This is a genomic window from Microbacterium sp. LWO14-1.2 (genome assembly GCF_038397715.1).
In the GTDB taxonomy this organism is placed as follows: Bacteria; Actinomycetota; Actinomycetes; order Actinomycetales; family Microbacteriaceae; genus Microbacterium.
Genome location: NZ_CP151633.1, coordinates 333060 through 356838, shown reverse-complemented (window position 1 = coordinate 356838; position 23779 = coordinate 333060). Strand labels below are relative to the sequence as shown.

Below are 23779 nucleotides of genomic sequence, written 5' to 3'. Positions count from 1 at the left end.
TCCGCACCTAGAATGGAGGGAGCTATGAGCACCCCCGCCCCCTCCACCCGCATGACCGGCATCGGCCGTGTCCTCGTGATCGTCTACGCCGTCATGGCGCTGGCCGCGACCGGCCGCAGCTTCGTGCAGATCGTCCGACAGTTCGACGATGCACCGCTGGCCTATGCCCTCTCGGCTCTCGCGGCGGTGGTCTACGTGCTCGCGACCCTGGCGCTGATCTTCGCCCGCCGCCCCGGGTGGTACACGGTCGCGTGGGTGGCCATCGTGTTCGAGCTGACCGGAGTGCTGGTCGTCGGTGCGCTGAGCATCTTCCTGCCCGATCTGTTCCCGCACGACACCGTCTGGTCGATGTTCGGACGCGGGTACGTGTTCATCCCCCTGGTCCTCCCGGTCTTCGGCATCTGGTGGCTCCGCACGCACCGACCCGCACCCGTCGCGACGGAGCCCGCCTCCACCGGAGCGGTCGCGTGATCGTCTTCCGCGACCCCCGGGACGTGCCGCAGGGGTTCGGCCCCTCGGCCGTCGCGATCGGCAAGTTCGACGGCGTGCACGCGGGGCATCGCGCGGTGATCCGCCGTCTGAAAGAGGCGGCTGCCGCATCCGGCGTGGATGCCGTCGCCGTGACCTTCGATCGCAACCCTCTGGCCGTCCTGCGGCCCGACCGCTGCCCTGAGAACGTCGTCACGGTGGAGCGCAAGCTCGAACTGCTCGCCGAGCTCGACCTCGACGCGACGCTCGTCCTGACCTTCGACGAGGACCTCGCGGCGCTCACGGCGGAGGACTTCGTCGCCGACATCCTCGTCGGAGCGCTCCACGTCTCGACCGTGCTGGTCGGCGAGGACTTCCGCTTCGGGCGTGGGGGAGCGGGCACCCCCGCCCTGCTGCGCGAGCTCGCGCCGCAGTACGGCTTCACGGTCGAGGTCGTCGACGACGTCTACCTCGACGACTCGGAGCGCCGGGTGTCGTCGACCTGGATCCGCGAGCTGCTGATCGCCGGCGACGTCACGACCGCGGCTCGCGTGCTCGATCGCAACGTCGACGTCCGAGGCGAAGTGGTGCACGGTCTCAAGCGGGGCCGTGAACTCGGTTATCCGACCGCCAACCTGTCGGCGACCGTCGACTCGTTCGTGCCCGCGGACGGCGTCTACGCCGGCTGGCTCGTCGATCACGACACGGGTATCCGCCATCGTGCAGCGATCTCGGTCGGCACCAACCCCACGTTCGACGACGTGATGAGGCGCCAGGTCGAGGCGCACGTGATCGGCGAGACCGGCCTCGACCTCTACGGCCACGACGTCACCGTGGAGTTCGTCGAGCGACTGCGGGGGATGGTCGCCTTCGAAGGCATCGAGAAGCTCAAGGAGCAGATGGCCGGTGACGTCGTCGAGGCCGAGCGGGTGCTGGGTCGTACCCTGCACTGAATCAGCGGCGGTCGCCGAGCGGCCCATTCCGCGTGGCGCGCACTGCGCCGAGACGGCGCGATGGCATAGACTGGTCGCGGTCGTCACCGATCCTCGCGCGTCATTCGCGCATCGGTCTCGACCGGAAACACTGTTCGTACGGTCCTGGCTCACGCCACACGCGGACATCGAGAACGGCTGTCGCATCACGAGGATGCAGCGGCCTTCACGCTCAGGAGGAGCATGCCGACCACGGCAACCGCCGCCCCGCGGCGCAAGAAGACATCCCGACGCGACGATGAGGCACCCCTCATCCCGATCCTCGCGCGCAAGGTGCGCGAGATCGAGGCGAAGTCGCAGCGAGGCAAGCTCGGCCCGACGAACCGGGTGAAGTTCCAGGTCATCGCGTTCCTGGTCCGCGAAGAGCGCGCGCGCGTCAAGGCCGACGGCGAGATCACCGACGCCGCGCGCGCCGAGCTGCTCAAGCGTCTCGACGGCGTGGCGACGATCCTCGCGAAGACGGCGGCGCGAGACACCTCCCTCATCCAGCTGCTTGAGGCGGATCAGGCGACGTCACCCGTCGCCAAGCGCATGCGCCGCGACTGGCTGCTCGAGTCGGGCGCCGAGCTGGCACCCGAGGAGCTGATCATCGCGGATATCGCGCCGATCCAGGTCCCCGTCGTCCCGGCCGCGATCGCGGAACGCCAGGTGACGCCCCCGTCGGTCGAGGCGCGCCAGCTCGCTAACCCGTTCCTCGCCCCCGACCTCACGCCTCGTGCGACCACGACCCCGCGCCGCCGGCTCGACGGCTGGGAGCTGATGGGCCCGCTGTACAAGGCGTTCGAGACGGGCGCCGGCGGATCGGCCGCCAGCATGGAACTCCCGCCCGCGCCCGAGTTCGACCACCTCTCGCCCAAGGGCCTCGAGGTGATGGTGCACCAGTCGCGCTTCCTCGAAGCGGTGCGCGCCGGACACCGAAGCTTCCTGCTCGCCGACGAGCCCGGCCTGGGCAAGACCGCGCAGTCGGTGCTCGCGGCATCCGTCGCCGGCGCCTATCCGCTGCTCGTCGTCGTGCCGAACGTGGTGAAGATGAACTGGGCTCGCGAGGTCGAGCGGTGGACGCCGCAGCGTCGAGCCACGGTGATCCAGGGCGACGGCGACGACATCGACGCCTTCGCGGACGTGTTCATCGTCAACTACGAGATCCTCGACCGGCACATGTCGTGGCTCGCGTCGATCGGCCTGCGCGGCATGGTGGTCGACGAGGCGCACTTCATCAAGAACCTCTCCTCGCAGCGGTCGCAGAACGTGCTGTCGCTCGCATCGCGAGTACGGGAGCGGACCCCCGGTGGCAAGCCGCTGCTCCTCGCGCTGACCGGCACCCCGCTCATCAACGACGTCGAGGACTTCGACGCCATCTGGCGGTTCCTCGGCTGGACCACGGGCGAGAAGCCGGGTCCCGAGCTGATGGAGAAGCTGGACGCTACCGGCCTGACGCCGGCCGACAAGTCGTTCTACCCGGAGGCGCGCGATGCCGTGATCTCGATGGGCATCGTCCGGCGCAAGAAGAAGGACGTCGCCGCCGACCTGCCGGACAAGCTCATCGCCGATCTGCCGGTGCAGCTCGACGACGAGTTCGGGCGCAGCATCCGCCAGGCCGAGCGCGAACTGGGGGAGCGGCTCGCCGCCCGCTATCGGCGCATCATCGAGGCGCGCGGCGACCGCGGTCTCGCACCCGGCGAGATCGACGACGACATCGTGCGTCTCGTCGCGCAGAACGAGCTGGAGGAGTCGAAAGCCGCCGGTACGGGCGGTGACAACGTCTTCACCATGGTGCGGCGCATCGGTCAGGCCAAGGCGCAGCTCGCCGCCGACTACGCCGCTCAGCTGCAGCGGTCGGTCGGCAAGGTCGTCTTCTTCGCCAAGCACATCGACGTCATGGACCAGGCCGAGGCGCACTTCGCCGCAGCCGGGATCCGCTCGGTGTCGATCCGCGGCGACCAGACCACGACCACGCGTCAGCAGGCGATCGATGACTTCAACGGCGACCCCGAGGTGGGTATCGCCGTCTGCTCGCTCACGGCCGCCGGTGTCGGTCTGAACCTGCAGGCGGCCTCGAACGTCGTGCTCGCCGAGCTGTCGTGGACGGCCGCCGAGCAGACGCAGGCCATCGACCGTGTGCACCGCATCGGTCAGGGCGAGCCGGTCACGGCATGGCGCATCATCGCCGCGCACACCGTCGACACGAAGATCGCCGAGCTCATCGACCAGAAGCAGGGGCTCGCGGCTCGCGCGCTCGACGGCGAGGCGACCGACGAGGCCGCAGCGGAGCCCGTGCAGCTCGGGGCCCTCATGCATCTGCTGCGTCAGGCGCTCGGCGGAGCCTGACGGCGGGTCGGAATCGGCATCAAGAATCACGATTCTTGACGCCGATTTCTCGTCTCCGGAGGGTGATCGGCGAACATCTCGCGAATCGTCTCGATTCGGCGGCAAGATCTCCGGTTTTCGGCGGTCGGAATGGCGCGCGGTCGCCCGGTGCCGCTAGTGTCGATCGCAGGCAGCGTCGCCTTTTCCCCCTTTCCCGAACCCGTCTGAGGCAAGCATGAAGATCGGCATCCTGACGAGCGGCGGCGACTGCCCCGGACTCAACGCGGTCATCCGCGGCATCGTGCTCAAGGGCACCACCACCTACGACCTCGAGTTCGTCGGCATCCGCGACGGCTGGCGCGGCGTGGTCGACGGGGACTTCTTCCCGCTCACCCGTCACGAGGTGAAGGGTCTCTCGAAGGTCGGCGGCACGATCCTCGGCACCAGCCGGACGAACCCGTACGAGGGCGAGCGCGGCGGCGCCGAGAACATCGCCAAGACGCTCTACGGCCACAAGATCGACGGCATCATCGCGATCGGCGGCGAGGGGACCCTCGCTGCGGCCGACCGTCTCGCGAAGGACGGCATCAACGTCATCGGCGTGCCGAAGACGATCGACAACGACCTGCGAGCCACCGACTACTCGTTCGGCTTCGACACCGCCGTCAACATCGCCACGGATGCGATGGACCGCCTCCGCACGACCGGCGACTCGCATCAGCGCTGCATGGTCGCCGAGGTCATGGGGCGGCACGTCGGGTGGATCGCCCTGCACGCCGGCATGGCGGCGGGCGCGCACGCGATCCTCATCCCGGAGGTGCCGCAGACCCTCGAGGAGATCACCGCCCTCGTCACGAGCGCACACGACCGCGGACGCGCTCCGCTCGTCGTCGTCTCCGAGGGGTTCAAGCTGCAGGGCATGGACGAGGCCTACAGCGACAAAGGCCTCGACGCCTTCAACCGTCCTCGCCTCGGAGGCATCGGCGACCAGCTGGCGCCGGAGATCGAGCGGATCACCGGCATCGAGACACGTGCGACGATCCTCGGTCACATCCAGCGCGGCGGTTCGCCGTCGGCCTTCGACCGCGTGCTCGCGACGCGCCTCGGCCTGCACGCCGCCGACGCGATCGTCGACGGAGCCTGGGGTCAGATGGTCGCCATGCAGGGCACCGACATCGTCCGCGTGCCTTTCGCCGAAGCGCTCGGCGAACTCAACACGGTTCCGCGCAGCCGCTACGACGAGGCCGCAGCGCTCTTCGGCTGAGCCGTCGTTCCGAGATCAGGAGAAACGCCTGAGATCAGGACGATGCTGATGAGGCACTCCCGGTCTGGGGCGACCCTCCTGATCTCGGCGCCGGATCCGTGTCAGGCGAGACCGACCGTGTCGAGGATCCACGCGAGCTCGAAGGCGCGCTCCTTCCAGGAGTTGTAGCGTCCGCTCACACCGCCGTGCCCGGCGACCATCTCGCACTTGAGCAGCACATCGCGGGCGCCGGCTGCGCGCAGCGCGGCGACCCACTTGGCGGGCTCGACATACGCCACGCGGGAGTCGTTGAGAGACGTGACGGCCAGGATGCGGGGGTAGACCGAACCGTCGCCGATGTTCTCGTACGGCGTGTACGACTTCATGTACGCGTAGACGTCGGCGTCGTGCAGCGGGTCGCCCCACTCGTCCCACTCGATGACGGTGAGGGGGAGCGACGGGTCGAGGATGGTCGTGAGCGCATCGACGAACGGCACGGCCGCGAGCACCCCCGCGAACAGCTCGGGAGCGAGGTTGGCGATCGCGCCCATGAGGAGACCGCCCGCACTGCCGCCCTCCGCGACGAGGAGCTCCGGGGCGGTGACGCCGTCGGCCACGAGCTGCTCGGCGCACGCCACGAAATCCGTGAAGGTGTTGCGCTTCTGCAGCAGCTTCCCGTCCTCGTACCACTGTCGGCCCATCTCGCCGCCGCCGCGGACGTGCGCGACGGCGAACACGATGCCGCGGTCGAGCTCCGAGAGTCGCGCGACCGAGAACCCGGGGTCGATCGAGTGCTCGTACGACCCGTATCCGTACAGGTGCACCGGGCGGGGAGCGTCGGCCGGCTCGCCGAACGAGCGTTTCCAGACGAGGGAGATCGGCACTCGGGTGCCGTCGGATGCCGTCGCCCACGCGCGCCGCTGGTCGTAGTCCTGCGGGTCGTACCCGCCCAGCACGGCGACCTGCTTGCGCAGCACCAGCTCGCGTGTCGCCAGGTCCAGCTCGTAGACCGTCCCCGGCGTGACGAACGAGGTGTATCCGAGTCGCAGGAAGGGCGAGTGCCATTCGGGGTTCCCACTCACGCCCGCGGAGTACAGCGGTTCGTCGAAGGTCACGTCCTCGATCGCGTCGGTGGCGTAGTCGAGCAGTCCGACGCGTTCCAGTCCCTCGCTGCGGTACTCGACCGTGGCGAAGTCGCGGAAGGCGTCCATGCCGAGCAGTCGCCGACCGGGCTCGTGCGGCACGACCACGCGTCGCTCGCCCTGCGGGTCGGCAGCGTCGACGGAGACGAGCTCGAAGTCCAGCGCGCCGTCGTTGTGCAGGATGTACAGTCGGTCCTCGCCGTCGACGACGGCGTGCTCGAGCGAATACTCGACGCCCTCCTGCCGCGGCCACACCAGCTGCGGAGCCGCCGTGAGATCGCCCGTGAGATCGACGAGGTGCTCCTCGCTGGTGATGCTCGACCCCACGGCGATCACGAGGTAGCGGCGGCTGCGGGTGATGCCCGCACCGAGCCAGAACTTCTCGTCGGGCTCGTGGAAGAGCTGCACGTCGTCTGCGAGCGGAGTGCCGAGGCGGTGCAGCCACAGCGTGTCGGGCCGCCAGGCGTCGTCGCGAGTCGTGTAGACGACACCGCTGCCGTCGGGGGTGAAGAAGGCGCTGCCGGTGTCGGGGATCTCGTCAGGCAGCAGCTCGCCGGTACGGAGGTCGCGCACGTGCACCGTGTACAGCTCGTCGCCCTCGAAGTCGGTCGACCACAGCAGCAGCGTCGCGTCGTCCGAGGTGTCGAAGGCGCCGAGGGAGAAGAACTCGTGCCCTTCGGCCTCGACGTTGCCGTCGAGCAGCACGACTTCGCCGGGCACGGGGACGCCGGGCTGCAGCACCGGGGGAGTCCAGTCGTCGGCGGTCGCGGCGGTGCGGCAGTGGATGCCGTACTGGGCGCCCTCCTCGCTGCGGCTGTAGTACCACCAGTCGCCGCGCCGGGTGGGCACGGAGAGGTCGGTCTCCTGCACACGCCACTTGATCTCCTGGAACAGGGTCTCGCGGAGCGCGGAGAGGTGCGCGAGCTCTTGCTGCGTGTGCTCGTTCTCGCTCTCGAGATGCCGGATCACCTCGGGGGATTCCTTGTCGCGCAGCCACTCGTACGGATCGTCGAACGTGTCGCCGTGATGCGTGCGGAGGGTGGAACGGCGGGCGGCGATCGGAGCATCAGTCACCCTCTCCACGCTAGTCCAGGTCGAGTTGACCGGCACCCGAGTGGGTGGGAGGATCTACCGGGGCCGGTTAACGGAAGTCAAACCCACGGTGAACTCTTCGTTCATCACGTCGATCCCGTCGACACTCCCTCTTCCCGACGACCGAAAGAGAACGGTGGAAACCGCAGTCCTCATCGTCGTGCTGGTGATCGCGCTGGCACTCTTCTTCGACTTCACCAACGGGTTCCACGACACCGCGAACGCGATGGCCACGCCCATCGCCACGGGTGCTCTGAAGCCCAAGACCGCCGTGCTCCTGGCCGCGGTGCTGAACCTCGTCGGCGCGTTCCTGTCGACCGAGGTGTCCAAGACCGTGTCACACGGGATCATCCGCGAAGACAGCATGCAGGGCGAGCTGTTCCTGCCGATGATCTTCGCCGGGTTGATCGGCGCGATCACCTGGAACATGCTGACGTGGCTGCTCGGGCTTCCCTCGAGCTCGTCTCACGCCCTGTTCGGCGGACTCATCGGCGCCACGCTCGTCGGCGTCGGCGTGGGCGGCATCGACTTCGGGATGGTGCTGTCGAAGATCATCCTCCCCGCCCTGATCGCGCCGCTCACGGCGGGCATCATCGCGTTCGCCGCGACCAAGATCGCCTACTCGATCACGCGCCGTTACGACGGCAAACCCGACGGACGCGACGGGTTCCGCTGGGGTCAGATCTTCACCTCGTCGCTCGTCGCGCTCGCGCACGGCACCAACGACGCGCAGAAGACCATGGGCGTCATCACGCTCGCCCTCATCGCGGTCGGCTGGCAGAACAGCGAGCAGGCCGACCCTCACCTGTGGGTGATCATCGCGTGTGCGGTGACGATCGCGCTCGGCACGTACCTCGGCGGATGGCGCATCATCCGCACCCTCGGCAAGGGCCTCACCGAGGTCAAGCCGGCGCAGGGGTTCTCGGCCGAGAGCTCGACCGCCGCGACCATCCTCGCTTCGAGCGCCTTCGGATTCGCTCTCTCGACCACCCAGGTCGCCTCGGGCTCGGTGATCGGCTCCGGTCTCGGTCGCCGCGGTTCCACCGTCCGCTGGCGGACGGCCGGACGCATCGCCATCGGCTGGCTGCTCACGCTTCCCGCGGCGGGTGCCGTGGGTGCCGTCGCGGCTCTGCTCGTCAACTGGCTCGGCAACTGGGGCATCGCGATCGACGCCGTGCTCGCTCTCGCCGTGATCGTCGGTCTCTTCCTCCGCTCGCGTCGTGACGCGGTGACGTCTGCGAATGCGATGAGCGACGTGGCCGAGTCGGGCCTCGCGGTCGAGCTTCCCGACACTCCTCCGCCCACACGCCGCCAGCAGCGCATCGCCCAGGCGAAGGCCGAGGCCAAGGCCCGCGCAGACGCCCGCGAGAAGGCGAAGGCGAAGTCCAAGGCGGACGCCAAGGCGAAGGCGGATGCGAAGGCAGGCGCGAAGAGCAAGCAGCGCGCGGCGGAGGCCCCGGAGAAAGCGCCGGTGGTCACCGACCGAGCGGATGACACGACCGGGGAGGAGCCGCGATGAGCGTCGACATCGACTGGGGTGCGTTCCTGCAGGTCTTCGCAGCGGCGCTGCTGGGCGCCTGCGCCGTCGTCACGTTCTATGCGCTCGGCCTGCGCCTGCTGGTGCGCAGCGGCCATGCGCCGGTCGTGAGCCCTGCGGAGTTCACGGACGCGATCACCGTCGTCACCGAGAAGGAGCTCAAGCGCGCGGCGAAGCAGGCGGCGAAGGCGGCGCGCAAGAGTCCGCTCACCGACGGGCAGAAGCGGATCTCGCTGGTCGGCGCCTACGCCTGCTTCGCGCTGTGTGCGGCGGCGGTCGTCGTCGGCATCCTCATCATCGTCGTCGGTCACTGACGCCGCCCCGGCGGCCGTCCGCCGCGATCAGCGCAGCAGCCCGGCGACGAGGTCGTCGATGATGTCGTCGGTCGACGTCTCGGGATCGATGGGGGTGGTGAGGCGATCGAGCAGGAGCCCGTCGCTCGCGTAGTGGAACAGGGCGATCTCGCGACGACCGCCCGGCAGTCCCGCTGCGCTGTTGAACGCGACATCGCCCTCGAACCCGGCCCGCTGCCACGCGCCGAGGAGCGCGGCCAACTCCGGGCGTCGGCTGCTCTCGAGCCGCAGCTCGAACAGGGCGAGAGTGACGTCGCGGTCGTCGCTCAGGCGACGGACGATGTCGCGCAGATAGTCGGCGAAGAGTGCGGGACTCGGGCTGCCGTCGGCGCGCCGCGCGAGATCGTCGTCAGTGGGAGCCAGCCGTTCGCCGATGCGCTCGACCAAGCCCTCGATCAGCGACTCGCGACTGCGGAAGTAGTTCGACGTCGTCCCGACCGGGATTCCCGCCTCCTGATCGACCGCTCGGTGCGTGAGCCCGCGCGAGCCCTCCGCCGCGAGGATGCGCAGTCCGGCATCCGCGATCGCCCGACGCCTGGTCTCGTTCTTCGCCATGACAGCACTCTACCGAGATCACTACAGTTGACGTGGTGGGCCCGGTGTTCTCGCGCGGGGGCTCCGCCTAGGCTGGACGCATGTCAGCGCCCTCCGCGAGCGAGTACGTCTTCGGCAGGCACCGCCCCGCCTCCCACGTGATCGTCCACGTCAGCGACCCGCACTTCCTCGCGGGCGGCCGGCGACTGGGCGGACGATACGACGTCGAAGCCACGTTCGCGCGCACGCTCGACGCGATCAAGGCCGTGCACCCGCATCCCTCCGCGATCGTGGTCACCGGTGATCTCGCCGACCTGGGCGAGCCGGACGCCTACCGCCGACTCCGCGCCGCGGTCGAACCGGTCGCGGCAGAACTCGGGACGGTCGTTGTCTGGGTCGCGGGCAATCACGACGAACGCCCCGCCCTCCGCGAGGGACTGCTCGATCTGCCGCCGACCCAGGAGCCGGTGACCGGTGTCTGGGATTTCGACGGTCTTCGACTCGTGGCCCTCGACTCGACCGTTCCAGGCTGGCACCACGGCGATCTCGACGACACGCAGCTGGAGTGGCTGGCGGGCGTCCTCCGTGAACCGGCACCGCACGGCACCCTGCTCGCGATGCACCATCCACCGCTTCCCAGCCACCTGCCCCTGTTCGACATCCTGGAGCTGCGCCGCCAGGACGAACTCGCCGAGGTGATCCGCGGAACGGACGTGCGCGGCATCCTCGCCGGCCACCTGCACTATTCGTCGCACGGGATGTTCGCGGGAGTCCCCGTGAGCGTGTCGTCGGCCACCTGCTACACCATGAACGTCGCGAAGCCCGCGCCGGACGTCAACGGGATGGATGCCGCGCAGGCGTTCCAGCTCGTCCACGTCCGTCCCGAGACGATCACCCACACGGTGGTGCCGGTGACGGATGCCGCGACCGGTGACTACTTCTCCGAGGCGTGGCTGGAGGAGATGGCGGCGCTGACCCCGGAGGAGCGTCTCGAGGCGTTCTCGCGCAAGCGCTGACGCGCCGTCGTATCCCTGGCAGCGCATGCGCGCGGGCGTAGACTTAAGGCATCCCCCGCTTCCACACTCGCCACTACCCACAAGGATGTGACATGGCTTCTGCCGCGCCCGCTCTGACCCGCACCGAGACCGATTCTCTGGGAAGCATGGAGATCCCCGTAGACGCGTACTGGGGGATCCACACGGCCCGCGCCGACGCGAACTTCCCGATCACGAAGCGCCCGATCTCGGTGTACCCCGATCTCGTCGTGGCCCTCGCCATGGTGAAGCAGGCGAGCGCTCGGGCGAATCGGGAGATCGGAGTCCTCGACGCGGAGCGCGCCGACCTGATCGACCGGGCGGCGCAGCGGGTGATCGACGGCGAGTTCCACGACCAGTTCACGGTCGGCGTCATCCAGGGCGGCGCCGGCACCTCGACGAACATGAACGCGAACGAGGTCATCACCAACATCGCGCTCGAGATGGCGGGTCGCGAGAAGGGCGACTACTCGTACCTCTCGCCGATCGACCACACCAATCGCAGCCAGTCGACCAACGACGTGTACCCGACCGCCGTGAAGATCGGCCTCTCGCTCACGCTTCGCTCGCTGCTGGAGGAGTTGGACCTGCTGCGGGTGTCCTTCCTGCACAAGTCGCAGGAGTTCCACGACGTGCTCAAGGTCGGCCGCACCCAGCTGCAGGACGCGGTGCCGATGACGCTCGGCCAGGAGTTCCACGGTTTCGCGAGCACTCTCGGCTACGACCACACGCGGCTGACCGAGAACGCCTCGCTCATGTTCGAGATCAACATGGGCGCCACGGCGATCGGCACCGGCATCACGACCCATGTCGACTACGCTCCGGCAGTGCTCAAGCACCTGCGCGAGATCACCGAGCTCGACCTCGTGACGGCCGGCGACCTCGTCGAGGCCACGAGCGACACGGGATCGTTCATGTCGTTCTCGTCGACGCTCAAACGCAACGCCATGAAGCTGTCGAAGATCTGCAACGACCTCCGTCTGCTGTCCTCCGGCCCGCAGGCGGGGCTCGGTGAGATCAACCTCCCGGCGATGCAGGCGGGTTCCAGCATCATGCCCGGCAAGGTCAACCCGGTGATCCCCGAGGTCGTGAACCAGGTCGCTTTCGCCGTCGCCGGCGCCGACATGACGGTCACGATGGCGGCGGAGGCCGGGCAGCTGCAGCTGAACGCCTTCGAGCCCGTCATCGCGCACTCGATCTTCCAGTCGATCACCTGGATGCGGCAGGCCATGTGGACCCTGCGGGTCAACTGCGTCGACGGCATCACCGCCAACCGCGACCGTCTGGGCGCGATGGTCGGCGCGTCGGTGGGCGTCATCACGGCTCTCACGCCGTTCATCGGCTACGCGGCGGCTGCGGCGCTCGCCAAGACGGCGCTGCTGACCAACCGCAACGTCGCCGACCTCGTTGTCGAGGCAGGCCTCATGTCGCGCGACGAGGTCACGAAGCAGCTGTCGCCGGCCCGCCTCTCCGGGCTCGAGGCCGTGACGGCCGCGATTCCCGTGATCACGCCCGAGGACCTCATCGAGATCTGATCCGCTCACGACGACGGCCCCGGTGTTCGCACCGGGGCCGTCGTCTGTGTCGTCGAGCGGGGGTCAGTCGAGCACCCGGCAGTGCGTCGTGAGCTCGCCGATGCCGTCGATGCCGACCGTGACCGTCGAGCGGTCGCGCAGGAAGATCTGCGGGTCGCGCGAGTAGCCTGCTCCGCCGGGGCTGCCGGTCGAGATGAGGGTGCCAGGCAGCAGGGTCAGCGACTGCGAGAGGTGGGCGATGAGCTTCGCGACCGATCGCACCATCTGATCCGTGCTCGCGTCCTGCACCGTCGCGCCATCCACGACGGCCCAGATGTGCAGGTCCTGCGGATCGGCGATCTCGTCCGCCGTCACGGCGAAGGGGCCGGTGGGCGTGAAGCCGTCGAACGACTTGCACCGCGACCACTGCGCCTCGGAGAACTGCACGTTGCGGGCGGTGATGTCGTTGACGACGGTGTAGCCCCAGACGTGCGAGAGGGCGTCGGCCTCGGAGACGTCCTTCGCCGGGGTGCCGATGAGCACGCCGAGCTCGGCCTCGTAATCGACGGCTTCGCTGAGGGCTCGCGGCCAGGACGTGGTCTGCTCGTGCCCGGTGAGGGAGTTGGGCCACAGAGTGAAGACGGTGGGGGCGGCGTCGGTCTTGAGCCCCAGCTCGCTCGAGTGGGCCGCATAGTTCAGGCCGACGGCCAGGACGGCAGGGGGAGCGATCACGGCCGAGGCGAACTCCCAGTCGCCGAGCGGATGCCGCGGCGCCGTGCCGTCCGCGAGCGCAGCGGACACCGCGTCGAGGACGGATGCTCCGCCCTCGATCAGCTGCTGCAGGGTCGCCGGCGCGTCGGGCAGGAGGTCAGAGACGAGGATGGCGTCCGAGCCGTCCACCACCGCGAGATTCGCGGCAGGGGAGTCGGCGCGACGCAGATGAGCGAACCGCATGCCTCTACGGTATCCGGTGGCGCGGCTCGGATGCTGGAGGAAGTCGCCAGACCGGGCCCGGAATGATTGTTACCAATATGCTGTGGGCATGAGTTCCGGAGGACCGTCCCAGCCATCGCCGTACACGCCGCCGCCCGGCCCGCAGCAGCAGCCTCCGGCTCCGCAGGGGTATCCGCAGCAGCAGCCTCCGGCTCCGCAGGGGTACCCGCAGCAGTACGGCGCCCAGCAGTACGCGCAGTCGAACTATGCCCCGCCCGCGTTCGGGCAGCGTCCTGCCTACGCCTCTGTGCTGGCCCAGCCGACGCCCTACTCGCCGCCTGCTCCGGTCGCGCCGTCGCCCGCGCAGGGTCTGCCCGCGCTCCCTGCGCGTCGCCGGGCCGGCGGTGTGGCCCTCGGCATCCTCTTCGGGTTCCTCGGTCTGCTGCTCCTGGGCCTCATCGCGTACTTCGGGCTGTTCCTCGGTCCGCTCGCCTCGGTCATCGGACTCGTTCTCGCGCTGGTGCCGCTCGCGGTGGTGTTCTTCGTCGTGCGCATGATCGATCGATGGGAGCCGGAGCCCAAGACGCTCGTCTTCTTCGCCGTCGCCTGGGGAGCTGTCGCGGCCGTCGGCCTCACCCTCCTCGTCGATCTCGGACTCTCCGTCGTGTTCGGTCCACGGGGCGAGGTCGCGAGCGCCGTCATCCAGGCGCCGATCGTCGAGGAGCTGTGGAAGGGCGTCGGCGTCCTCGTCATCTTCCTCATCGCCCGGCGCTCGTTCGACGGTCCTGTCGACGGCGTGGTCTACGGCGCCCTCGTCGGCGCGGGCTTCGCCTTCACCGAGAACATCCAGTACTTCGCGATCAGCCTGATCGAGGGAGGAAGCGGTCAGCTGACCGTGACCTTCATCATGCGTGCGATCATGTCTCCCTTCGCCCACGCGATGTTCACCTCCCTCACCGGTCTGGCGATCGGGCTCGCGGCACGGCGGCACGCCTCCGCGGGCGCGGCGGTGGGCTTCGGGCTGCTCGGCATGCTCGGGGCGATGTTCCTCCACGGGCTCTGGAACGGCTCGTCGTTCGCGAACTTCTTCCTGCTCTACTTCGTGCTGCAGGTGCCGCTCTTCGTGGGCTTCATCTTCGGGATCATCGCGCTGCGGCGTGAGGAGGCCCGACTGACGAAGGCGCGGCTCGGCGACTACGCCGCCGCCGGGTGGTTCACCCCGGAGGAGGTCACGATGCTCGCGACCCCCGCCGGCCGCAAGACCGGCCTGCAGTGGGCGGCGCAGCTGCGCGGCGACCGTCGTCCGCTCATGCGGGAGTTCATCAAGGACGCCACGACGCTGGCCGCCGTCCGTCAGCGCGCGATCACGGGACGCGATCCGATGGCGACCGCCGACGAGCAGGCGCTGCTCGTGCGCACGCGGGCGGCGCGAGCGGCGCTGCTGGCCTACTGACCCGTCCCCGGACAGACTCAACGCCCGGTGCTGCGGCGATGCCTGCATGTCTCCCGGGCGTTGAGTTGGTCTACAAACAGGGTGCACCCGGCATCCGTGGGTGTCAAGAGCTTCCGCCGAGTCAATTCGTGACGTGTTCGCTGTGAGCAGGTGCGTGCTCGTTGACCCCCGCGCGACGGCTCGGGTTGGATGGAAGCATGACTGATCGCACAAAGCCTGAGTTCGACGCCCCCACCGGACCCGCTCCCTCGGAGCTCGTGATCCGCGACCTCATCGAAGGCGACGGAGCCGAGGCCAAGCCCGGCGACACGGTGACCGTCCACTACGCCGGGGTGGAGTTCGAGTCCGGCGAGGAGTTCGACTCCTCCTGGGGCCGTGGGGAGACCATCCAGTTCCCGCTGCGCGGCCTCATCCAGGGCTGGCAGGACGGGATCCCCGGCATGAAGGTCGGTGGACGACGTGAGCTCGTCATCCCGCCGCACCTCGCCTACGGCCCTGCGGGCGGCGGGCACTTCCTGTCCGGCAAGACCCTGATCTTCATCATCGATCTCGTCGCCGTCGGCTGATCCGACCCCGCGAGTGCGGAAGGCGTCGTCCCCACCCGGGGCCGACGCCTTCCGTCGTTCCGGAGAATCTTCGTCATTCGGGAATACATGCAACTGCATGTAAGTTGTGACACGTGATGCCGCGCGAGCGGTCCACGATCACGGTCGCAGATGCGGCTGACATCTTCAGAGGAGCACCACATGACCATCGACATCCCCGGCTACCGTCCCGGCACCTACGTCCTCGACCCCGCGCACAGCGAGGTCACGTTCAGCGTCCGCCACATGATGATCTCGAAGGTGCGCGGCACCTTCGGTGTGAAGAGCGCCACGCTCGTCGCACCCGAGAACCCCCTCGAGACCACCGTGCAGGCGAGTGTCGACGTCACGTCCGTCGACACCAAGGACGAGGGTCGTGACCAGCACCTCCGCTCGGCCGACTTCTTCGACACCGAGAACTTCCCGACCATGGACTTCGTCTCGACCGGCGCCCGCGCCGAGAACGGCGAGCTGTACGTCGACGGCGACCTCACGATCCGCGGCATCACCAAGCCCGTCACCTTCGAGGTCGACTTCGGCGGCTTCGGCTCCGACCCGTGGGGCAACTACAAGGCTGGCGCGTCGGCCAAGGCCGTCATCAACCGCGAGGACTTCGGCCTGACCTGGAACGCCGCTCTCGAGACCGGCGGCGTGCTCGTCGGCAAGGACGTCACGATCAACCTCGACCTGCAGGGTGCTCTGCAGCAGGACTGATCGCAGCTCCGCGAGAGCCCCGCGCCCCTCAGGGTGCGGGGCTCTCCGCGTCGTAGGCGTGGAATCGCCGGTTGCGTCCGGCGAGGATCGCGACGAGTGCGATGACGAGGAAGCCGCCGAGCAGGGGCGGGAACCAGAGGGTGGTGAGCGAGGCCAGCACCCCCGCGTAGAGGGCGCCGAGGCGCGGGCCGCCGGCGACGACGACGATGAAGACGCCCTGCAGGCGTCCGCGCATGGTGTCGGGGACGGCCGCCTGCATCATCGTGTTGCGGTAGATCGAGCTGACGTTGTCGGAGGCTCCCGAGAGGGCCAAAGCCACGCAGGCGGCCACGATCAGGACGATCGCGGGCGTGCTCTCGGTGGCGCTGCCCGTGAGCGCGCCGATCAGCAGCACGACTCCGAAGAGGAGGATCGCCGCCCCGTACACCTCGACGGCCCTCGTGATGCCGCGACCGTGCCACCGATACTGCACGACCCTGCCCGAGAACAGGCTCGACGCGAAGGTACCGACCGCGACGGACGCGGTCAGGATGCCGGTGGTCACCGCTCCGCCGCCGAGGATGACCGTGCCGAGAGCCGGGAACAGCGCCAGTGGCTGCCCGAACGTCATGGCGATGATGTCGACGATGTACTGCATGCGGATGTTGCTGGCGCGTCGCAGGAAGCGCCATCCGTCGACGAGCGAGGCGAGCCCGGGGCGCACGACCTCGCCCTCGGGGCGCAGTGCGGGAAGGGTCCACAGTCCGAGGAACATCGAGAGCATCAGCACGACGTCGATCGTGTACGTCCAGCCGTAGCCGGTGAGGGCGACGAGCAGTCCGGCGAGGGCCGGACCGGCCATGACCGTCAGACCGAAGGCCACGCCGTTGAGGGCCGATGCCGCGGCCAGCAGCTCACGGGGGATGAGGCGCGGCACGATGGCCGTGCGCGTCGCCATGCCGACCGAGTTCGCGGCCGAGTTGACGATGCTCAGCACGTACAGCCACCAGATGGTCTCCGCGCCGGTCCAGGTGAGGGCCGCCAGGAGGGCCGTGGAGACGAACGTCACGGTGGCCGCGATCAGCGCCACTCTGCGTCGATCGAAGGCGTCGGCGAGCATCCCGCCGTACAGGCCGGCGAGGACCATCGGCACGAGGCCGGCGACGGCGATCATCGACACCGCGAAGGTGCTTCCGGTCAGCTCGAACACATGCAGCATGACCGTGACGATCGTGAGCTGCCCGCCGATGCCCGCGAGCGAGGAGCCGATCCACATACGGGCGAACGCCGGGCTCGCCTTCAGCGGGCTGAGGTCGATCAGATGGCTGCGAGCCGCGCTCACGCCGCGTGCCTGTCATGCATCCTTCGAGCGTATCCGCTCTGCGTCGAGGCGGACGTGGGCATGGTCACCTCGCGGCTCCGCGCCTGGTAGACTCGTCAGGTTGCCGTTCGATCGGCCGCGGATAAAGAGAGCTCGCGCATCAGGCGTCGGGCGCCGCGCAACAAGCAGAGAGGGGATCGAATCTATGGCACTGGAAGCAGACGTCAAGAAGGCGATCATCGAAGAGTACGCGACGCACCCCGGTGACACCGGATCCCCCGAGGTGCAGGCCGCGATGCTGACGCAGCGCATCAAGGACCTCACCGAGCACCTGAAGGAGCACAAGCACGACCACCACTCGCGTCGTGGTCTGTTCCTGCTCGTGGGTCAGCGCCGTCGTCTGCTCGGCTACCTCCAGAGCGTCGACATCGAGCGGTACCGCTCGCTGATCGCACGCCTTGGTCTTCGCCGATAAGGCATCACGGACCCAGCGTTCAATCGCGCAGAACATTCTTGAGAAGGCCGCCCCAGGTGTGGGGCGGCCTTCGTCATGTCCGGCACGGCCACGCGCAGAGCATTGACCTCGCGCTGACTTTCCTTTAGGAAAGTATGACGAGTCGGAACGGGGGAGCGACGTGGAACAGAAGCCGATGCGCGGTCTCGCGCCCCTCGACCCGCCCTCGCCCGACGTCGCTCGGCAGTATCTGCAAGAGGCGGATGCCGTGCGTGCTCGGCGTGATCGTCAGGGCGGATCGCAGGTGCAGGGGTGGGCGATCATCGTCACGGCGATCGTCACGGGGGTGTTCCTCACGGCACACCTCGTCGTGGTGGATTCCGGGAGGCCCGCCGTCGTGCCGGTCTTCGTCTTCGTCATCATGATCTCGGCGCAGATCGTCTCGGGAGCGACGGAGCGCGACGGCGTGCGGGTGCGCGTGCCTCGCAATCGCGCAGCCTTCGTCGCCATCGTCGTGCTGAGCGTGCTCGGCATCCTCGCATCGTTCGCTGTGCAGATCGTGGCGCCGGAGGCACCTCTCGCGGTGATCGCAGCGCCGCTGTGGACGTCCTGTCTGATCTTCGCAGGCCTCGGAGTCGCTCATCTCCGAGCCGCGACCGGCGACGCGCGCATCGTGCCGCAGCCGCCGTTCGAGGGGCCCGCCCGTGTCACGACGCTGGTGGTCGGGTCGCTGCTCGCGGCCGCGATCGCCGTGGTCTCCCTCGACGACCTGCTGTTGAGCAGTGTGCTGGCGATCGTCATCGGCTCGGCGTTCGTGGTGGGTGTGATCGGCGTCCGCACGAATTGGGGCCTCGCCTATCTGGGGCAGGTGTGGCGATGGCCGCAGTACGCCGTCGGTGCTCTCGGTGCGACTGGCCTGTTGGCCGTCACTCTGAACGCATCAGCCGGATCGCCGGTCGACCCGCTGCTCGGTGTCGCCGCCGCCGTCGTGGTCGCTTTGTCGACCGTCGTCGTGGCGATCGCGCCGACTCCGACGGAGCGCCGCGATGTCGAGTGAGGGCATCGCGGAGATCCATCCCAGGATGCGACTCGACGACAACTTCTCGACACCGATCCGGTTCTCGGTGCTGGCCTCCCTCGGAGAGGGAGTGGAACTCGATTTCGGCACGCTCGCACATGTGATCGAGGCGAGCGACTCCACGCTGAGCAAGGCGATCGCCCACCTCGTGGATGCCGGATACGTGCAGACGCGAAAGGGGCAGGCCGGCAGCCGACCCCGCACCTGGATCCGGTCGACGGCGCTCGGTGAGGCGGCCTTCACCGGCCATCTCCGGGCCCTCAGGGAGATCGTCGAGCTCGGCGGGCGTCGCGCCGACGGGACGCGGCCGGTCGCGACCGATTGACCGCCGGCCTCAGGCCTGCGCCTGCACGAGGTCGGGGTGGTGGATCGCCGCCACGTCGGGGTGTGCTCGCAGACGCGACTTCATCGCGTTCTCGCCGTAGGTCGCGTGGATCGGGTTGCTCGGGTCCTCGGTGATGCCGGTCGCCTCGGCGGCGAGGTCGGCCGGCAGCTCGAGGAGCGGCAGCTGCTGGTCCAGGGCCGGGTTGAAGAAGAACGGGATCGAGATGCGCTCCTCGGGAGCCCTCGGCGAGATCACGCGGTGGTTGGTGGCCTTGAGGTACCCGCCGGTCGCATACTCCAGCAGCTCGCCGATGTTGACGACGAAGGCGCCGGGCACGGGCGGCGCCGACACCCACTCGCCGTCGCGCTCGACCTGGAGCCCGCCCTTGCCCGGTTCGACCCAGAGCAGCGTGAGCACGCCGGAGTCCTTGTGCGCGCCGACGCCCTGCTGGGGCTCCGGCTCGTTCGTGCCCGGGTACCGGACGATCTTGATGAGGGTGGACGGGTCGCGGAACGACTCGTCGAAGTACGTCTCCTCGGCGCCCAGGGTGAGTGCCCACGCGCGCAGCAGCTTGCGGGCGATCTCCGTCAGGGTGTCGTGCCACTCCGTGACGACCTCCTTCAGCTCCGGCTGCGCTGCCGGCCACAGGTTCGGACCCGTGAGGCGGTTGAACGCAGGGCCGCCCTCGACGGGTTCGCGCTCGGGACCGATGTCGATCTGCTCGCGCCAGTCGACCTTGCCCTGCGTACGCTCACCACCGATGCGGGTGTAGCCGCGGAAGTGCGGGCTCTTGACGTTCTCGATCGCGAGCTTGTCCTCCTCGGGGAGCGCGAAGAAATCGAGGGCGGCCTGGTGCAGGCGCGCCTCGATCTCGGGCGAGATGCCCGTTCCCGTGAGGTAGAAGAACCCGACGTCGTGGGTGGCGGCGCGCAGCTCGTCGCGGAACCGTGCCGCGGCCTCGGGGCCGGCGTCGAGCTGGGAGAGATCGAGGATGGGGAGCGAGAGATCAGCCATTCCCCGAGCGTAAGTCGCTGTGGCGGGGCGTGGACGAGTGTTGCGTCGCGTTACCCGGCGCCCGCAGACGAGCGCCTCGTCGAAACAATCGCCGACGTGGTGCTAAGGTCTCCTTCGGGGTAAGGGATGCCTTACCTTTGTTTCGTCAGAGAGTTCCCGTACCGTGCTCGCCACCTTCCTCATCGGCCTCCGCGAAGGCCTCGAGGCCGCGCTCGTCGTCGGCATCCTCGTCGCCTACCTCCGCAGGCTCGGCCGCACGGACGCCCTGCCCCGGATGTGGGCGGGCATCGGCCTCGCGATCGCCCTCGCCCTGGGGATCGGCGCCGTCCTCACCTTCGGCGCGTACTCGCTGACGTTCGAGGCCCAGGAGCTCATCGGCGGTCTCATGTCGCTGCTCGCCGTCGGAATGGTCACCTGGATGATCTTCTGGATGCAGAAGGCCGGGCGCACGATGAAGGCCACCCTCGAAGGCGGTCTCGACCGGGCGCTCACCCAGGGCGGTGTCTGGGCTCTCGTCGCGATCGGCTTCGTCTCCGTCGCCCGGGAGGGTATCGAGACGACGCTGCTGCTCTGGTCGATGGTGCAGTCCTTCGGCGATGCTCCCACCGCTCTGCTCGGTGCCGTGCTCGGGCTCGCAGCCGCCGTGGTGATCGGTTGGCTGCTGGCGCGCGGCGCCGTGCGTCTCGACCTTCGCCGGTTCTTCACCTGGACGAGCGGCTTCCTCGTGATCGTCGCCGCGGGCGTGCTGGCCTACGCGGTCATGGACCTGCAGGAGGCCGGAGCGCTGCCGGGTCCCTTCACGGCGCTGGCGCCCGTCGACACGGTCACGGGTGCTGTCGCGACCGGCTGGGCGGCGTTCCCGTTCGGATGGGCCTTCGACGTGAGCGCAACCATCGCGCCCGGCGGAACACTGGCCACGATCCTCCAGGCGACGGTCGGGTTCATGCCGCGCATGACCTGGCTCCAGGTCGCGGCGTGGATCGTCTACCTCGCCGTCGTCGGCGTGCTCTTCGTCCGCGGGCTGCGCTCCCGTCGGTCCTCCACCCCTCGTTCGACACCGTCGTCCGCCGCCGCGGACGCGCCGGTCGAGTCCCTCACCGATCAAGGAGCAGTATGACCACCTCCCGCCGAGTCCTGGCGTCCGTCGCGGCTGCCGGTGCGGCCGTCCTCGTGTTGAGCGGATGCGTCGCGAAGAGCGACGCCGCCGCCGGAGCTGCGTTCGACGTCGCATCGACCGACTTCGGATGCGCCGTGTCCGGCTCGACCGCGAAGAGCGGCACACTCACGTTCGACGTCAAGAACGACAGCGGGCAGACGTCCGAGTTCTACCTGCTCGCCGAGGACGGCCTGCGCATCGTCGGCGAGGTCGAGAACATCGCGCCCGCCGCGTCCCGCACCCTGACGGTCGTCGCCCAGCCGGGGAAGTACTACACGCTCTGCAAGCCGGGCATGATCGGCGACGGCGTCGGGAAGGCCGAGTTCACGGTCACGGGAGACCGCGTCGCAGTCGCCGGCGAGGACTCCGAGCAGAAGCAGCAGGCGGTCGACCTGTACGCCGCCTTCGTGAAGGACCAGGTCGGCCAGCTCGTGCCCGCGGTCGAGGAGCTCGTCGCCGCCTACGAGTCGGGCGACGACGAGACGGCCCGCACCGAGTTCCCGCAGACGCGCGCCTTCTACGAGCGCATCGAGCCGGTCGCCGAGGCGCTCGGCACGCTCGACCCCCGCATCGACTACCGAGAGGTGGACGCCGTCGCCGAGGGTCTCGACTGGACGGGCTTCCACCGCATCGAGAAGGACCTCTGGGTTCCGGCGCAGGACGCGCTGAACGCCGACGGCGAGACGCCGGCCTGGCAGGACTGGGCGCCGTCGACCCCGGAGGAGCGCGCCGGCTACGGTGACCAGCTGCTCGCCGACGTGCAGGAGCTCTACGACTACGTCCACTCCGACGACTTCACGACCGCTCTCGAGGACCAGGGCATCGGCGGCATCTCGAACGGGGCGATCGCGCTGCTCGACGAGGTGGCGACCGGCAAGATCTCCGGTGAGGAGGACTGGTGGTCGGGGACCGATCTCTACGACTTCGCCGCCAACGTCGAGGGGTCGAAGATGGCGTTCTCGCTCGTGCAGGACTTCGCCGCGGCGCAGGGCGACGACGGCGAGGCTCTCGTCGGCGAGATCGAAGACGGCTACGCCGCTCTCGAGGCATCGCTCGCCGCGCACGGGTCGCTCGTCGACGGCTTCGTCGGGTACTCGGAGCTCACCGACGACGACAAGCGCGAGTTCACCGACCTCATCAACGCTCTGGCAGAGCCGCTCTCGCAGCTCACCGGCACGGTCCTCGACTGATCGACGGGTACGATCACGCAGTGGACGACAGCACTGACGAGGCCGCCGCAGACGCCGGGAACGCGTCTGCGGCGGCATCCGTCCCCGCGGGGCTGAGCCGCCGGGGGCTCCTCGGACTCGCACTCGGCGGCGGGGCCGCGTCGCTCGCGGTCGGACTCGGCACCGGCCTCGCAGGCGGCGTGGCGCTCGGGCGCGCCCGGGCGGCGGAGGACGCCGAGCATGCCTACTCCTTCTTCGGCGCGCACCAGGCCGGCATCACCACGCCCGTGCAGGAGCACCTGCACTTCGCGGCGTTCGACATGATGCCGCGCACCGATCGCGACGACCTCGTGACGCTCCTGCAGGACTGGAGCTATGCGGCCTCCCGCCTGACGCAGGGCCTCGAGGTGAGCGCGACGGGAGCGGTCGGCGGCGACGCCGAGGTGCCGCCCGACGACACGGGGGAGGCACTCGGGCTCCCTGCTGCCGGCCTCACGATCACGATCGGCTTCGGCCCCAGCCTGTTCGAGAACGAGGACGGCGACCGGTACGGCATCGCCGCGCGGCGGCCGGCCTCGCTGGAACGGCTTCCCGCGTTCCTGGGTGACGACCTCGTCCCGCAGCTGTCGAACGGCGATCTCTGCATCCAGGCGTGCGCCGACGACCCGCAGGTCGCGGTGCACGCGATCCGGAACCTCAGCCGCATCGCGTTCGGCCGGGCGAAGCTGCGGTGGTCGCAACTGGGTTTCGGCAAGACGTCGCGTACGACGGCCGACCAGGCGACGCCGCGCAATCTCTTCGGCTTCAAGGACGGCACCGCGAACATCCTCGCCGACGATGATGCGGCCCTGCAGAAGAGCGTCTGGGTCGCGGCGTCCGACGACCCGGCATGGATGTCGGGCGGGTCCTACCTCGTGGCCAGGAAGATCGCGATGCTCATCGAGACCTGGGATCGGGTGCGTCTCTCGGAGCAGGACACGATCATCGGTCGCGACAAGGGGCGCGGCGCGCCCCTGTCCGGCGGGGACGAGTTCACCGCCCCGGACTTCTCCTCAGCGCGCATCGACGCGAACTCGCACGTGCGGCTCGCGCATCCGCAGCAGAACGACGGGATCCGCATCCTCCGCCGCGGCTTCAACTACGTCGACGGCAACAACGATCTCGGCCGCCTCGACGCCGGCCTGTTCTTCCTGTCGTATCAGCGCGACCCCGCGCAGTTCATCGCTCTGCAGCGCTCACTGTCGACAGACCGCATGAACGAGTACATCCGACACGTCGGTTCCGGGATCTGGGCGATCCCGGCGGGTGCGGAGCAGGGATCCTACGTCGGAGCGCCCCTGTTCGCCTGAGGAGCCCCGGACCGATTCAGCGGCGACGCCGTCG

At 69.0% G+C, this 23779-nt stretch carries 22 protein-coding genes; 17 read left to right on the top strand and 5 right to left on the bottom strand.

Annotated features, from left to right (window positions below; translation table 11 throughout):
• Positions 1–24: 24 nt before the first annotated feature.
• From MRBLWO14_RS01855 to MRBLWO14_RS01840, 4 genes are all read left to right on the top strand, one after another.
• Entirely contained in the window at positions 25–471 is a 447-nt protein-coding gene (locus tag MRBLWO14_RS01855; protein WP_341934789.1) for a hypothetical protein, read from the top strand.
• Positions 468–1421, top strand: a complete 954-nt coding sequence (locus tag MRBLWO14_RS01850; RefSeq protein ID WP_341934788.1) for a bifunctional riboflavin kinase/FAD synthetase — start codon at positions 468–470, stop codon at positions 1419–1421. The genes MRBLWO14_RS01855 and MRBLWO14_RS01850 overlap by 4 nt, the downstream gene beginning before the upstream one ends.
• Before the next feature lie 222 nt (positions 1422–1643).
• Positions 1644–3788, top strand: a complete 2145-nt coding sequence (locus tag MRBLWO14_RS01845) for a DEAD/DEAH box helicase (protein ID WP_341934787.1) — start codon at positions 1644–1646, stop codon at positions 3786–3788.
• A 214-nt stretch (positions 3789–4002) separates the two neighbouring features.
• On the top strand, positions 4003–5031 hold the full coding sequence (locus tag MRBLWO14_RS01840) for an ATP-dependent 6-phosphofructokinase (RefSeq protein WP_096714963.1): 1029 nt from the start codon (positions 4003–4005) through the stop codon (positions 5029–5031).
• Positions 5032–5132: 101 nt separating this feature from the next.
• On the opposite strand, the gene MRBLWO14_RS01835 is transcribed toward MRBLWO14_RS01840, so the two are convergent.
• Positions 5133–7226, bottom strand: a complete 2094-nt coding sequence (locus MRBLWO14_RS01835; RefSeq protein WP_341934786.1) for a S9 family peptidase — start codon at positions 7224–7226, stop codon at positions 5133–5135.
• Between the two features lie 154 nt (positions 7227–7380).
• Between MRBLWO14_RS01835 and MRBLWO14_RS01830 the strand changes: the two genes are divergently transcribed.
• Both MRBLWO14_RS01830 and MRBLWO14_RS01825 read left to right on the top strand, forming a co-directional pair.
• Positions 7381–8763, top strand: a complete 1383-nt coding sequence (locus MRBLWO14_RS01830; RefSeq protein ID WP_341934785.1) for an inorganic phosphate transporter — start codon at positions 7381–7383, stop codon at positions 8761–8763.
• Complete coding sequence (locus MRBLWO14_RS01825; RefSeq protein ID WP_341934784.1) at positions 8760–9095, top strand: peptidase; 336 nt, start codon at positions 8760–8762, stop codon at positions 9093–9095. The genes MRBLWO14_RS01830 and MRBLWO14_RS01825 overlap by 4 nt, the downstream gene beginning before the upstream one ends.
• Positions 9096–9122: 27 nt before the next feature.
• Here the strand turns inward: MRBLWO14_RS01825 and MRBLWO14_RS01820 are convergent, their stop codons facing one another.
• Positions 9123–9689, bottom strand: a complete 567-nt coding sequence (locus MRBLWO14_RS01820; protein WP_341934783.1) for a TetR/AcrR family transcriptional regulator — start codon at positions 9687–9689, stop codon at positions 9123–9125.
• Between the two features lie 80 nt (positions 9690–9769).
• Here MRBLWO14_RS01820 and MRBLWO14_RS01815 point away from each other — a divergent pair, with 80 nt between their 5' ends.
• Positions 9770–10684 (top strand): phosphodiesterase, encoded by a 915-nt coding sequence (locus MRBLWO14_RS01815; RefSeq protein ID WP_341934782.1) that lies wholly within the window; start codon positions 9770–9772, stop codon positions 10682–10684.
• 92 nt (positions 10685–10776) lie between these two features.
• The gene (locus MRBLWO14_RS01810; RefSeq protein WP_341934781.1) at positions 10777–12237 is read left to right on the top strand and encodes an aspartate ammonia-lyase; all 1461 of its coding nucleotides are present in this window, start codon (positions 10777–10779) and stop codon (positions 12235–12237) included.
• A 63-nt stretch (positions 12238–12300) separates the two neighbouring features.
• On the opposite strand, the gene MRBLWO14_RS01805 is transcribed toward MRBLWO14_RS01810, so the two are convergent.
• Complete coding sequence (locus tag MRBLWO14_RS01805; RefSeq protein WP_341934780.1) at positions 12301–13170, bottom strand: fumarylacetoacetate hydrolase family protein; 870 nt, start codon at positions 13168–13170, stop codon at positions 12301–12303.
• An 88-nt stretch (positions 13171–13258) separates the two neighbouring features.
• On the opposite strand from MRBLWO14_RS01805, the gene MRBLWO14_RS01800 reads away from it, so the two are divergent.
• The 3 genes from MRBLWO14_RS01800 (at position 13259) to MRBLWO14_RS01790 (ending at position 15900) form a co-directional block, all read left to right on the top strand.
• The gene (locus MRBLWO14_RS01800) at positions 13259–14602 is read left to right on the top strand and encodes a PrsW family intramembrane metalloprotease (RefSeq protein WP_341934779.1); all 1344 of its coding nucleotides are present in this window, start codon (positions 13259–13261) and stop codon (positions 14600–14602) included.
• A gap of 197 nt (positions 14603–14799) precedes the next feature.
• On the top strand, positions 14800–15168 hold the full coding sequence (locus MRBLWO14_RS01795) for an FKBP-type peptidyl-prolyl cis-trans isomerase (RefSeq protein ID WP_096715817.1): 369 nt from the start codon (positions 14800–14802) through the stop codon (positions 15166–15168).
• A 180-nt stretch (positions 15169–15348) separates the two neighbouring features.
• Entirely contained in the window at positions 15349–15900 is a 552-nt protein-coding gene (locus tag MRBLWO14_RS01790) for a YceI family protein (protein ID WP_341934778.1), read from the top strand.
• A 28-nt stretch (positions 15901–15928) separates the two neighbouring features.
• Here MRBLWO14_RS01790 and MRBLWO14_RS01785 read toward each other — a convergent pair whose 3' ends face one another.
• A complete protein-coding gene (locus tag MRBLWO14_RS01785) occupies positions 15929–17221 on the bottom strand; it encodes an MFS transporter (RefSeq protein ID WP_341934777.1) in 1293 nt (430 codons plus the stop codon).
• A gap of 184 nt (positions 17222–17405) precedes the next feature.
• Between MRBLWO14_RS01785 and rpsO the strand changes: the two genes are divergently transcribed.
• From rpsO to MRBLWO14_RS01770, 3 genes are all read left to right on the top strand, one after another.
• Positions 17406–17675: a 30S ribosomal protein S15 gene (gene rpsO, locus MRBLWO14_RS01780; RefSeq protein ID WP_017203073.1), complete on the top strand. Its 270-nt coding sequence runs from the start codon at positions 17406–17408 to the stop codon at positions 17673–17675.
• 160 nt (positions 17676–17835) lie between these two features.
• Entirely contained in the window at positions 17836–18711 is an 876-nt protein-coding gene (locus MRBLWO14_RS01775) for a hypothetical protein (protein ID WP_341934776.1), read from the top strand.
• On the top strand, positions 18701–19057 hold the full coding sequence (locus tag MRBLWO14_RS01770) for a transcriptional regulator (RefSeq protein ID WP_341934775.1): 357 nt from the start codon (positions 18701–18703) through the stop codon (positions 19055–19057). Before MRBLWO14_RS01775 ends, MRBLWO14_RS01770 begins: the two co-directional genes overlap by 11 nt.
• 9 nt (positions 19058–19066) lie before the next feature.
• Here MRBLWO14_RS01770 and MRBLWO14_RS01765 read toward each other — a convergent pair whose 3' ends face one another.
• Complete coding sequence (locus MRBLWO14_RS01765; protein WP_341934774.1) at positions 19067–20071, bottom strand: 2-oxoglutarate and iron-dependent oxygenase domain-containing protein; 1005 nt, start codon at positions 20069–20071, stop codon at positions 19067–19069.
• Between the two features lie 163 nt (positions 20072–20234).
• Here MRBLWO14_RS01765 and efeU point away from each other — a divergent pair, with 163 nt between their 5' ends.
• From efeU to efeB, 3 genes are all read left to right on the top strand, one after another.
• Entirely contained in the window at positions 20235–21188 is a 954-nt protein-coding gene (efeU, locus tag MRBLWO14_RS01760; protein ID WP_341934773.1) for an iron uptake transporter permease EfeU, read from the top strand.
• Complete coding sequence (gene efeO / locus MRBLWO14_RS01755; protein ID WP_341934772.1) at positions 21185–22417, top strand: iron uptake system protein EfeO; 1233 nt, start codon at positions 21185–21187, stop codon at positions 22415–22417. Before efeU ends, efeO begins: the two co-directional genes overlap by 4 nt.
• 92 nt (positions 22418–22509) lie before the next feature.
• Positions 22510–23745 (top strand): iron uptake transporter deferrochelatase/peroxidase subunit, encoded by a 1236-nt coding sequence (gene efeB / locus MRBLWO14_RS01750; protein ID WP_341936140.1) that lies wholly within the window; start codon positions 22510–22512, stop codon positions 23743–23745.
• Positions 23746–23779 lie beyond the last annotated feature (34 nt).

Excerpts from the sequence above, each read along its gene's own strand:
- MRBLWO14_RS01855 (WP_341934789.1), top strand. The coding sequence starts at position 25 with ATGAGCACCCCCGCCCCCTCCACCCGCATGACCGGCATCGGCCGTGTC.
- MRBLWO14_RS01845 (WP_341934787.1), top strand. The coding sequence starts at position 1,644 with ATGCCGACCACGGCAACCGCCGCCCCGCGGCGCAAGAAGACATCCCGA.
- MRBLWO14_RS01840 (WP_096714963.1), top strand. The coding sequence starts at position 4,003 with ATGAAGATCGGCATCCTGACGAGCGGCGGCGACTGCCCCGGACTCAAC.
- MRBLWO14_RS01825 (WP_341934784.1), top strand. The coding sequence starts at position 8,760 with ATGAGCGTCGACATCGACTGGGGTGCGTTCCTGCAGGTCTTCGCAGCG.
- MRBLWO14_RS01820 (WP_341934783.1), bottom strand. The coding sequence starts at position 9,689 with ATGGCGAAGAACGAGACCAGGCGTCGGGCGATCGCGGATGCCGGACTG.
- MRBLWO14_RS01815 (WP_341934782.1), top strand. The coding sequence starts at position 9,770 with ATGTCAGCGCCCTCCGCGAGCGAGTACGTCTTCGGCAGGCACCGCCCC.
- MRBLWO14_RS01810 (WP_341934781.1), top strand. The coding sequence starts at position 10,777 with ATGGCTTCTGCCGCGCCCGCTCTGACCCGCACCGAGACCGATTCTCTG.
- MRBLWO14_RS01805 (WP_341934780.1), bottom strand. The coding sequence starts at position 13,170 with ATGCGGTTCGCTCATCTGCGTCGCGCCGACTCCCCTGCCGCGAATCTC.
- MRBLWO14_RS01800 (WP_341934779.1), top strand. The coding sequence starts at position 13,259 with ATGAGTTCCGGAGGACCGTCCCAGCCATCGCCGTACACGCCGCCGCCC.
- MRBLWO14_RS01795 (WP_096715817.1), top strand. The coding sequence starts at position 14,800 with ATGACTGATCGCACAAAGCCTGAGTTCGACGCCCCCACCGGACCCGCT.
- MRBLWO14_RS01790 (WP_341934778.1), top strand. The coding sequence starts at position 15,349 with ATGACCATCGACATCCCCGGCTACCGTCCCGGCACCTACGTCCTCGAC.
- rpsO (WP_017203073.1), top strand. The coding sequence starts at position 17,406 with ATGGCACTGGAAGCAGACGTCAAGAAGGCGATCATCGAAGAGTACGCG.
- MRBLWO14_RS01770 (WP_341934775.1), top strand. The coding sequence starts at position 18,701 with ATGTCGAGTGAGGGCATCGCGGAGATCCATCCCAGGATGCGACTCGAC.
- MRBLWO14_RS01765 (WP_341934774.1), bottom strand. The coding sequence starts at position 20,071 with ATGGCTGATCTCTCGCTCCCCATCCTCGATCTCTCCCAGCTCGACGCC.
- efeO (WP_341934772.1), top strand. The coding sequence starts at position 21,185 with ATGACCACCTCCCGCCGAGTCCTGGCGTCCGTCGCGGCTGCCGGTGCG.